Source organism: Lutibacter sp., from assembly GCF_030692605.1.
GTDB lineage: Bacteria > Bacteroidota > Bacteroidia > Flavobacteriales > Flavobacteriaceae > Lutibacter.
Map to the genome: position 1 here is coordinate 1 of NZ_JAUYUD010000029.1, position 9,104 is coordinate 9,104.

Genomic DNA, 9,104 nt, shown 5'->3' on the forward strand with positions numbered 1-9,104 from the left:
ACCATGAAAAACTTAAAGAAAATTTAGAAAACCATATGCAAATGTTAGTTCAAAATCCAGATAGAGTTCAAAAATATTTCAATCATAAAGATATTCAATATGCAGCTTGATAATTATAGATATAATGCCGTCGGGTTAATAAAGTAACCAATTATTTTTACTTATTCCAAATCTTCCAAGCTTTCTCCGCTTGAAAAATCAACATATCCAGTCCGTTTTTGGTTTGTGAAAGAATCGAGTCATCCCTGTGTTAAATGTAATCCTACAACCGAAGTGTTTGTATATTTTACTTCTCCATCCCTATACAATCTTGAAAATACTTTTTCACAATCATATCTATCATATTTCAGTTCTTTTTCTAAGTCAGCAAAACTAACTCCGAATTTATCCTCTGAAGTCAGTTGGTCACTATTAAAAAGTATAAAACTTGGTGAAAGTAGTTTTAATGTCTTGTGTCTTTTTCGATTAAAGTTCATTTCGGTTATTTTTGCCATCAAGAAATTGGATTAATTGCTGACGGGATGTGGGATGCTGCTTTTGAACTATCAAAGCACAGACCAGTCGGTTTCGACCTACATAATGCTCCCTTTGGAGTTACGAAATATTATAGCAATTTAGAACAAAATATTAGGTACAGCGATATTGCTGATGGACTAATTTTCTATAAGCCATTTTATCAATTTGCTGCAACCATTGGAATACCCAATGTAGTGGATGATGATTTTTTAGATGAACTATTAAATAGAAGTATTATTGTATCAGATGAAGGTAGCAAAAGAACAATTAAATACTTGAAATCGCCTGAAAATTCTAAGAAAAACTTAAAAGAATATTACAACAACGTACGAACATTTGACTGTGAAAACTATAGACCCATGAAAAGCGAATTTAAAAAATGGTTAAAATAAATACCACTAAATCTTACTCAATTATTCTCTAACTATTTAAAATTCTTTTATTAATTGTAGATACACCGGATAATGGTCACTGTAACCCCCAATAAAATTACTTCCAGCAAAACTTCTGTACGGATAGCCCTTAAATTGCCCAGTTTGATTGGTTAAATAGGTTGGATTAAAAACCCCAACTTTGTACATTTTAAAAGAGGAGAAATCTCTTTTAGAAGTGAGTAAAGGCGATGTAAACATAATTTGATCAAATAAATTAATATTGTCTCTGTATACCAACGTGTGATGCCCTTTTTTAAACATTTCTTCCATTGGATTGTAAATATCACCAGTTTCAACTTCCTCTTTTTTTGCCTTTGTTTTTAACACTTTTTTTAAACTTGCATTGTGGGGATCGTCGTTTAAATCGCCCATGATAATAATTTTTGGGTTGGGATCTGTAATTTTAATTTTTTCAATGATGGTAGTTGTTAAATAGGCCGCTTTTTCTCTGTAATGGCTGCTTTTTTCTTCACCTCCTCTTCGCGATGGCCAATGATTTACAATAACATGAATCAATTCATTATCCAAATATCCGGAAACCAATAATTGATCTCGGGTATGAATTCTAATACCTTCGTCATCCCATAAATTCAAGGTAAAAGGCTCATGGTGTATTGGTCTAAAGTGTTCTGTTTGATAAAGCAAGGCAACATCAATTCCTCTCAAATCGGGAGAATCGTACTGAATCACTGCATATTTTTTAGCTTTTAATAAATGATTTTGCGCCAAATCTTCTAAAACAGCTCTATTTTCAATTTCAGCAACTCCCAGTATTACAGGGCTATTTTTAGACTCTTCAACTCCAATTTCAGATATTACTTTTGCCATATTCTGTAACTTTTGTTGGTAAATAGCAGCTCTGTTTTCTTTTAATTCCATAATAGGACTGGATTCATCGTCGGTTAACGGATCATTTATAGTGTCGTATAAATTTTCTAAATTGTAAAAGGCAATGGTCTTTATTTTGTAATTTTTTTGACAATAAATAGTTGAATGAATTAACAGAAAAGAAGAAAAAATAAGAATAGCAAATTTCATAGAAATATTTTTTTTGAAAGGTAAAATTACTTCGAAAAAACTTTTAATTAAAAATTATTTAAAAAAAACAATTTAAAAACTTTCAGATAAATAAAAATAGTCGTTAATTAGAAAAAAAATTGTTAATGAATCGACTTGCTTTCACCGCATTTGTCTGGTTTGTTTGTATCCAAAATTTAATTTCTCAATCTACTGCAACGCTGCATGGGATTGCTATTGATGTTGTTACAAACATTCCTATTAAAAATGCTAGTATTCAAATAGTAGGCACAACCTATTATGCTCAAACCAATGATAAGGGGGTATTTAGTTTTAGTAATTTTTCCAATGAAGCTAAAGAAATTGTGTTGGAGATGGAAGGGTATAAACCAAAAACAATACATCTAAATCTTGACTTTCAAAATATATTTAATCTAGAAAATATCTATTTTGAAAAGCTACCTTCAGAGTCGCCAGAAGATTATTTTATTACCCTAACCGAAGATGATTTTAACGATGATGAGGAGGTATCATCAAATTATATTGCTGGGTTATTTCAATCGTCAAAAGATGCTTATTTAAGAGCGGCAGCGTTTAATTTTAGTCAGGCTTGGTTTAAGGTTCGAGGGTACGATTCTAGCTACGGAACCATTTCAATTAATGGGGTTGAAATGAATAAATTGTACGATAAAAGACCACAATGGAGTAATTGGGGAGGTTTAAACGATGTTTTTAAAAATCAAACTTTTACCAATGGAATTGCCGCTTCTGAAAATACGTTTGGAGGTGTCTTAGGTAGTACAAGTTTTAGTACAAGAGCTTCAGAATACAGAAAAACTAATAAAATTTCGCTGGCAAGTTCTAATAGATCATATACTCAAAGAGTAATGGCAACTTATATTTCGGGGGAATTAAAAAACAATTGGCATGTAGCCGCTTCTGGATCATTTAGCGCGGCTGATGAAGGTTATATGGAAGGAACTACGTATAAAGCATGGTCATCTTTTGTTGCGGTAGAGAAAAAAATAAATGAAAATAATAGTCTCAATTTTACGGCAATTGCCGCATTTAATAGGAGAGGAAAATCAGCTCCAAACACTCAGGAAGTCTATAATTTAAAAGGATTAAAATACAATCCATATTGGGGAGAGCAAGAAAATTCCAATCGAAATTCAAGAATTAAAGCCATTTTTGAGCCTATTGTTATGTTGAGTCATTTTTATGATAATAATAAAATTACCTTAAAAACAACCATTTCCTATCAGGATGGACATATCGGAAATAGTAGGTTAGGATATTATAATGCCCCTAACCCCGATCCAACTTATTGGAAATATTTACCAAGCAATTATTTAAGAAATACAGCTAATTTGGATTATGCCAATGCATATTTAGCCACACAAGAATTACAAACAAACGGACAATTAAATTGGAATGCTTTGTATCAACAAAATAGCGATAATGGCAACGCATTGTATTATTTATATGAAGATAGGATTGATGATCGACAGTTTAATTTAAACACGCTGTTACATACGTTTATAAATTCAACCATTCAATTAAATATCGGGGCAACATATAAAAATTTGAACTCTCACAATTTTGCGAAAATGGAAGACTTACTGGGTGCAAATTCTTTTTTGGATATAAATTATTTTGCTGAAGGAGATGCCATGCAGTCCAATCTAAACAACCCAAATAGATTGGTTAAAAACAACGAAACTTTTCAATATAATTATAAAATAGCAGGCTCTGTAGCTGACCTTTTTGCTCAAATTCAAAGCACTACAAAAAAAGTAGATTATTTTGTTGGAATGTATGTAAATTCCACCAACTACCAGCGAGATGGTTTGTATATGAACGGATTGTATCCCAACAGTTCTTTTGGAGCGAGTGATAAGCAACATTTTTTTAATTTAAGTTGTAAAGCGGGAATTACTTATAAATTTAACGGTAGAAATTTAATAACTATTAATGGAGCTTTTGTTTCCAATGCACCAACTATTAAAAATACATTTTCAAATGCACGTGTTAACAATAGTACTTCACCAAATATTACCAGCGAAAGTATAGTAACTGCAGATGCAAGTTATGTATTTAGATTGCCAAAATTTCAATCGAGAATTACCCCTTATTTTACAAAATTTAGCAATGGAATAAACATTTCATTCTTTTTTGCCGAAGGATTATTTGGTTCCGAAGCCGATTTTGTAAACGAAATAGTAACAGGGATTGATAAAAAACATATGGGAATTGAATTTAGTTTTGAAGCGCAACTAATTTCTTCACTTAAACTTATTGCAGCTGGAAGTGTTGGTCAATTTACGTATGATAATAATCCAGATTTGTATTTACAATCGGAAAGTATTACCCTTGAAAAAAGTTATTTTGGCTCGTCGTTTCTCAAAAATTATAAAGTTTCTGGAACTCCTCAAACCGCATTTTCAACTGGATTCGAATATAGAGATCCTCAATTTTGGTGGTTCCAAGCAAATGCCAATTATTTGGCAAACAATTATATTTCAATTTCACCTTTATTACGCACCAAAAATTTTTATTTGGATGGGGATGAAGTTCCATTTCTGGATTCAGATACTGGTGTTGAAATTACCCAAAACCAAGTTAGAGCGTTGTTGAAACAAGAGAAGTTTAATGCTACTGTTTTGATAAATGTAGTTGGAGGAAAATCTTGGAAAATAAATAATTACTACCTCGGTTTTTTTGCAGGTATCAATAATATGTTGGGAAAAGTATTCAAAACTGGTGGTTTTGAACAATCTAGAAATGCTAATTATATCGAATTAAAACAAGATCAATCCTTGTTAAATCCAATTTTTGGTTCAAAATATTGGTACGGAAATAAAACGTCGTACTTCCTAAATTTTTATGTTAGAATTTAATAAAAAAAAGCTATGAAACTTTATAAAACAATTCAAATATCCTTATTGCTATCTGTATTTATTGGAACAAACAGTTGCGTAAAAGACAGCGATTTTAAAACGCCTGAAATAAATTGTACGGAGTCGAGTTTAATTAAAACCAATACCTTTCAACAAATAAAGGATATGTTTACTTTTGGAGGTGCAATAATTATTAAAGACGACTTAGTAATAGAAGGTTATGTGGTTTCTAATGATGAATTCGGGAATTTTTACAAAACGATTTCTATTCAAGATAAGCCAGAAAATCCTACTTCAGCTATAAAAATAGCCATCGACCAAACCAATTTATACACCAAATACAATGTTGGACGGAAAGTGTTTATCAAACTAAAAGGGTTGGCAATTGGATATGGTTTTGGAAGTATTCAGGTTGGAAAATCTTCAGGAAGAGATGTTGTTGGAATTTCAGCTTTTGAAGTAGACAAACATATTTTTAGATCGTGTGAAGTGGCTATAATAATTCCAAAAAAAGTAGCTATTTCCGATTTGAACAATACTATGTTAGAAATGTTAATTGAGCTAGAAAATGTTCAATTTAAACAAACAGATATGGGATCTTCGTATGGAAATATTGAAAATACTGCTTCTGTAAATAGAATGCTCGAAAGTTTTAATGCTAATTGTAATCTTGAAAATCAAATAATTTTAAGAAATAGCGGATTTGCTAATTTCAAAAATCAACTTTTACCTGCAGGAAAAGGTGCTATTGTAGCCGTTTTTAGCAATTTTTATAACGATTATCAGCTGTATATTAGAAATGTAAATGATGTAAAATTCAACAAAGAACGTTGTGATTACAGCAACGCCCTAAAACCAACCATTACGTTGGCAGAATTAAAAAACATGTATAAAGGAAGTATGGTAGAGTTTGCTGCTGGTTCTAATTTAATTGTGGAAGGATATGTGAATTCTACTGATGAATATGGAAGTTTTCAAGAAAAGATAGTCATTCAAAATAATGTTTCAAATCCAACTACGGGATTGCAAATTTTAGTTGAAAAAGAATCCATTTTTAAACACTTTAATTTGGGAGATAAAGTTTATATACAATTGGATAAACTTTATATGAACCAACAAAACGGCGTTTTAACTTTAGGTTTTACAAATGGCACAAAAATCACTGAAATTGAAGAAGAAATCATTGGAAATTTCATCTATAACAGCAAACAAAATTTTAATTTAATTCCATTACCGCTTCAACTTTCCGAAGTGAACAGCGCTGTGTATAAAAACCTATTGCTAGCCGTACAAAATGTTCAATTAATTGAAAATGAAAAAGGAAAGGCGTTTGCTTTTTATAGCGGTACAAGCAGTGCCATAAGAACATTAGAAAAATGCAATGAAACATCAAAACTATCGGTTTTTACCAATGGAAAAGCACTATTTGCAAATCAATCTTTTCCAACTGGAAGAGGTACAATAACAGGAGTTTTTGGAGAATATTTAGAATTAAGAAATGGGAATGATGTGCAGTTTAATTTGCCGTCTGAAACGTGTGTTGCAATTGTTCCAAAAGTTATGATAACTGAAGTTGCGGACCCCAAAAACAATGTTTCAGCACGATTTATTGAAATCTACAATGCAGGTGAAACTACTATTAATTTAAATGGTTGGAAACTAAACAAATATATAAACGGTTCTTCAACGGTTTCGAGCGGTGCCGTTTCTTTAAATGGAATTGTAATTGCTGCAAAAGATTTTGTTATAATTGCTGCATCTGAATACAAAGTGTTGTTCAATGATATACCTGATATTGAGTCAAGTTATATTTCGGGTAATGGAGACGATGTGTACCAACTTGTAGATAATACCAATAAAACAATTGATATTTTTGGTGAAATTGGTGTTGATGGAAACGGAACAAATTGGGAGTATTTAGATGGAAGAGCTGTTAGAAAAACTACAATTACATCTCCTAATCCAGTTTTTAATAGTGCTGAATGGATTATTTATTCTGATGTTGCTAATAGTTTAATTACATTTCCAAACACTCCTCAAAATGCACCAACAAATTTTAATCCAAGAAGTAGGTAAACATAAACATTTACCTTGGATCAAAGCACATTTATTAAAAATAAGAAGGAGTTTAAAATTAATTTTTAAACTCCTTTTTAATTTTTAAACAAAGACTATTTTTTACAATGTTTCTTTAAGCCATTTAAAAAATTCACGTTGCCAAACTATACTGTTTTGGTTATCTAAAATCCAATGATTTTCTTCTGGGAAATACAATAATTTACTTTTTATTCCTTGCAATTGAGCTGCCTGAAATGCTTCTAAACCTTGTCCAATTGGGACTCTAAAATCTTTTCCTCCTTGAATAATTAACATAGGCGCAGTCCATTTACCTACATAATCTACAGGGTTAAATTCTGCGTACGATTTTTGTGCAGCCTCATTTTTTTTATCCCAATAAGCACCGCCAATATCCCAGTTCACAAAAAATAATTCTTCGGTGGTGCCGTACATACTTCTCCAGTTAAAAATTCCATCGTGCGATATAAAACTTTTAAACCTTCCTTCATGAATACCAGCTAAATAAAATACAGAATATCCTCCATAACTTGCGCCAATGGCACCTAAACGGTCCTTATCAACATACGGTTCTTTTGCAATATCATCAATTGCAGCTACATAATCTTGCATATTTTGTCCGCCATAATCTTTGCTAATTTGTTCATTCCATTCAACACCAAAACCAGGTAATCCTCTTCTGTTTGGAGCAATAATAATATAGCCATTTGCAGCCATGAGTTGAAAGTTCCATCTGAAAGAATAAAATTGACTTACCTGACTTTGTGGTCCGCCTTGACAATATAAAATGGTTGGATATTTTTTCGAAGGATCAAAATTTGGAGGATAAATAACCCAAGATAATAAGTCTTTACCATCGGTGGTTTTTGTTATTCTTTTCTCAACCTTACTTAAGGTAATAGAATTATAAGTTTCATTATTTGCATGGGTTAATTGATTCATTTCTCCTGTAGCACTATTTACACTGTAGATTTCTGAGGCGTGGTTCATATCTTTACGTGTAACTATTAAAGTATTTTTAGATTGACCAACAATGTCTCCAATATCAAATTGCCCATTGGTAATTTGTTTAGGAGCTAGAATTTTTGTCGATAATTTTGGAATTTTAATCTCAAATAACTGAACAGTCCCTAAAATAGGAGCTACAAAATATATTTTTTCACCTTTTTCATCCCATAAAAAACTATTAACAGTTCCATCCCAAGACTTGGTTAAGTTTAAAGGAGCATTATTAACCATGATAACAATGTCATTTTTATCAGATTCATAACCATCGCGTTCCATTTGTAGCCAAGCTAATTGACCTTTAGAAGAAAAAGCCGGGTTCGTATCATACCCTTTATTATACGCTGTTAAATTTTTGGTTGTTTTAGTTTCAATACTATATTCATAAATGTCTGTATTTGTGCTAACGGCATAAGCTTTTCCATAAAGTTTTTTAGTAACGTATAAAATATTTTTACTATCGGGGCTCCACACAAAATCTTCAGACCCACCAAATGGTTGTTGCGGACAGTCAAAAGGTTCATTGGGCATAATGTCTATTTTTTCAGAACCAATAACAGTAGATTCATAAAAAACATGACTAAAAGATCCATCTTCCCAAGTATCCCAATGGCGGTAATTTAGGTCGTCATAAATTTGAACATTAGATTTCGGTAAATCTTTATAAAAATCAAAACCTGTAACGTTGTTTATTTTTACGTTTTCTGCACTAATTTTAAAGTTTCCATCTGGAGAAATAAGAGCATCTTTTAAAAAGTTTTTTGTTTCTTTTAATTCCAAAGGAGCGCCTCCAGTAATTGGGATTTGATAGGTTTTAGAAGAATTACTATTTGTTTCGAGATTGTAATTAGAAACTTTATAGATGATGTTTTTACCATCTTTAGTCATCCCTAAACCGCCAACTTTATTAAGCTGCACAAGTGTTTCTGGTGTCATGTAATTTTGAGCCGATAAGCCAAAAAGGTATATGAAAAATATAAAACATACTGTTATTTTACGCATAATCTATTTTTAACCCGTTGGGTGCAATTATTAAAAACGTCTGTTCGAGTGTTTTTTGTGCAGTAAAACGAAACAAAAAATGTATCGAGAACCGTTTTTAACTATCATTTTTCTGTTCTCGATACAATTTTCTATCGAAAATCACTCGAAGTGA

The 9,104-nt window shown here is 31.5% G+C and carries 6 protein-coding genes; 3 read left to right on the top strand and 3 right to left on the bottom strand.

Features of this window, described 5'->3' with window-relative positions; all coding sequences use genetic code 11:
• Window positions 1-239: 239 nt before the first annotated feature.
• A complete protein-coding gene (locus tag Q8S45_RS02655; RefSeq protein WP_305600988.1) occupies window positions 240-476 on the bottom strand; it encodes a hypothetical protein in 237 nt (78 codons plus the stop codon).
• On the opposite strand from Q8S45_RS02655, the gene Q8S45_RS02660 reads away from it, so the two are divergent.
• The gene (locus Q8S45_RS02660; RefSeq protein ID WP_305600990.1) at window positions 453-908 is read left to right on the top strand and encodes a hypothetical protein; all 456 of its coding nucleotides are present in this window, start codon (window positions 453-455) and stop codon (window positions 906-908) included. The genes Q8S45_RS02655 and Q8S45_RS02660 overlap by 24 nt on opposite strands.
• Window positions 909-944: 36 nt before the next feature.
• Here the strand turns inward: Q8S45_RS02660 and Q8S45_RS02665 are convergent, their stop codons facing one another.
• Window positions 945-1,988 (bottom strand): endonuclease/exonuclease/phosphatase family protein, encoded by a 1,044-nt coding sequence (locus Q8S45_RS02665; protein WP_305600992.1) that lies wholly within the window; start codon window positions 1,986-1,988, stop codon window positions 945-947.
• 125 nt (window positions 1,989-2,113) lie between these two features.
• Here Q8S45_RS02665 and Q8S45_RS02670 point away from each other — a divergent pair, with 125 nt between their 5' ends.
• Together Q8S45_RS02670 and Q8S45_RS02675 are read left to right on the top strand one after the other, a co-directional pair.
• On the top strand, window positions 2,114-4,867 hold the full coding sequence (locus Q8S45_RS02670) for a TonB-dependent receptor (RefSeq protein WP_305600994.1): 2,754 nt from the start codon (window positions 2,114-2,116) through the stop codon (window positions 4,865-4,867).
• A 12-nt stretch (window positions 4,868-4,879) separates the two neighbouring features.
• Window positions 4,880-6,943, top strand: coding sequence for a DUF5689 domain-containing protein (locus Q8S45_RS02675; protein ID WP_305600997.1), 2,064 nt, complete (start codon window positions 4,880-4,882; stop codon window positions 6,941-6,943).
• Between the two features lie 102 nt (window positions 6,944-7,045).
• Here Q8S45_RS02675 and Q8S45_RS02680 read toward each other — a convergent pair whose 3' ends face one another.
• Entirely contained in the window at window positions 7,046-8,950 is a 1,905-nt protein-coding gene (locus Q8S45_RS02680) for a S9 family peptidase (RefSeq protein WP_305600999.1), read from the bottom strand.
• Window positions 8,951-9,104: the final 154 nt, after the last annotated feature.

What these genes read in the sequence shown, in the direction of transcription:
- Q8S45_RS02655 (WP_305600988.1), bottom strand. Translation starts at nt 476, where the DNA reads ATGAACTTTAATCGAAAAAGACACAAGACATTAAAACTACTTTCACCA.
- Q8S45_RS02665 (WP_305600992.1), bottom strand. Translation starts at nt 1,988, where the DNA reads ATGAAATTTGCTATTCTTATTTTTTCTTCTTTTCTGTTAATTCATTCA.
- Q8S45_RS02670 (WP_305600994.1), top strand. Translation starts at nt 2,114, where the DNA reads ATGAATCGACTTGCTTTCACCGCATTTGTCTGGTTTGTTTGTATCCAA.
- Q8S45_RS02675 (WP_305600997.1), top strand. Translation starts at nt 4,880, where the DNA reads ATGAAACTTTATAAAACAATTCAAATATCCTTATTGCTATCTGTATTT.
- Q8S45_RS02680 (WP_305600999.1), bottom strand. Translation starts at nt 8,950, where the DNA reads ATGCGTAAAATAACAGTATGTTTTATATTTTTCATATACCTTTTTGGC.